A 1,438-nucleotide genomic window follows, 5' to 3' on the forward strand; every position below is an offset into this window, starting at 1 on the left:
GATTTCGGGGGACCGCCGGTTCCCGGGCTCACCAGGGTCCAGACCGTGGTTCTCAAGGCGGTCGCTGATGCCCCGCTCGGTGTCCTCTCCGCCCGGACGGTCGCCCGCCGCTCGGGGGTCAGCCCGACTTCTGCCGGCAAGGCGCTGAAGGAATTGGCGGATGCTGGACTCGTGACGCGGACGAATGAGAAGACTTTTCTCGGGAAAGTCGTCGACGCAACTGTGTACCGGGCGGCCGTCTGCGACCGGAGGTGGCCGGGAATCGCCTCCGCCCTCTCCGCGGTGGATCTCCCGTCCCGGGTCCGGAAATCCCGCCCTCCGGCGAAGAAAGTCCCCCATTATCTGCGGCATCTGTTCTGGAACACCGCGGAATCCCAGCTCGACGTCGCATCGTCGGCGAACTACATCGCCCGCCGGATCCTCTCCTCCGGGGACATCCAGGGGCTGGCGTGGGCGGCAAGGAATCTTCCGGTATCGGCGTGGGAGCACGCCTCCCGCACCCGTGGAATCCGTCCGGACTACAAGGCGCTGGCGCTGAACGTGGTAGCCAGAAAGGACCGTGATGCTGCCGGCTGACCTCCGAAGGATCCTCCCCGACGACACCGCGGACACCTGGGAAACCATCGCCCCCGCGGTACCCAGTTCGGCGTACCTGGCCGGGGGAACGGGAATCGCCGTCCATCTCCTGCACCGGGCCAGTCTGGACCTGGATTTCTTCTACCACCGACAATCCGTCGACCTGGACGAGATGTCCAGAGCCCTTTCGGATCTCGGGAACTTCGTGGTCACCGACCGAAGTCCGGGTACCCTCAACGGAACCTTCTTGAAGACCAAGATCCAGTTCCTTCACGCAGACGAGGCTGCGCCGCAGACAGTCCTCGATCCCCCGACGGAAACCGCCGGGATCATGGTCGCCGGACTTCGGGATCTGATGGCGATGAAGCTGAAGGTAGTCGGTGACCGAGGAGAACTCCGGGACTACCTCGATCTCATGATCCTGGAAACCAGCGCCGCAGTGACCGTGGAGGCCGGTCTTTCCTGGGTGCTGAAGAGGTACCACCCACCATCACCGAACACCGCGTTGGGCCACATCATCCGCGGTCTCGGATGGTTCGATGACGTCGACGACGACCGTAACCTATCCGTCCCCCGACGTGAAATTGTCGAATACTGGACCCGCCGGCAACCAGAAATCCTCTCCAGTCTCGAAAAGTTCTGAGACGGGGCCGCCGGCCACGGCGGTCGGCGACACCATCGACGTCGGCAGCGAACCGGCCGAGGTGTAAAGCGTGGCTTCAGCGAGCCAATCCGTGCCCACCCGCTGGCGCGCGGTGGCTCAGTAGGTCACTGGCCAGGCACGCCCGGTGCGCCGCCGAGCACACCCGGTAGGCCGGCGAACGGACCGGACGGGTTGGGTATGCCACCAAAAATTCCCTGC

At 64.8% G+C, this 1,438-nt stretch carries 2 protein-coding genes; both read left to right on the forward strand.

What is annotated here, in order from left to right; all coding sequences use genetic code 11:
- Nucleotides 1–576: MarR family transcriptional regulator (locus tag AC2VON_RS25945; protein ID WP_486955376.1), on the forward strand; the 576-nt coding region annotated here is incomplete at its 5' end.
- A complete protein-coding gene (locus tag AC2VON_RS25950; RefSeq protein WP_486955377.1) occupies nt 563–1,219 on the forward strand; it encodes a nucleotidyl transferase AbiEii/AbiGii toxin family protein in 657 nt (218 codons plus the stop codon). The genes AC2VON_RS25945 and AC2VON_RS25950, both read left to right, overlap by 14 nt.
- Nucleotides 1,220–1,438 lie beyond the last annotated feature (219 nt).

The organism is Mycobacterium sp. TH-M82 (assembly GCF_057473605.1).

Excerpts from the sequence above, each read along its gene's own strand:
- AC2VON_RS25950 (WP_486955377.1), top strand. The coding sequence starts at position 563 with ATGCTGCCGGCTGACCTCCGAAGGATCCTCCCCGACGACACCGCGGAC.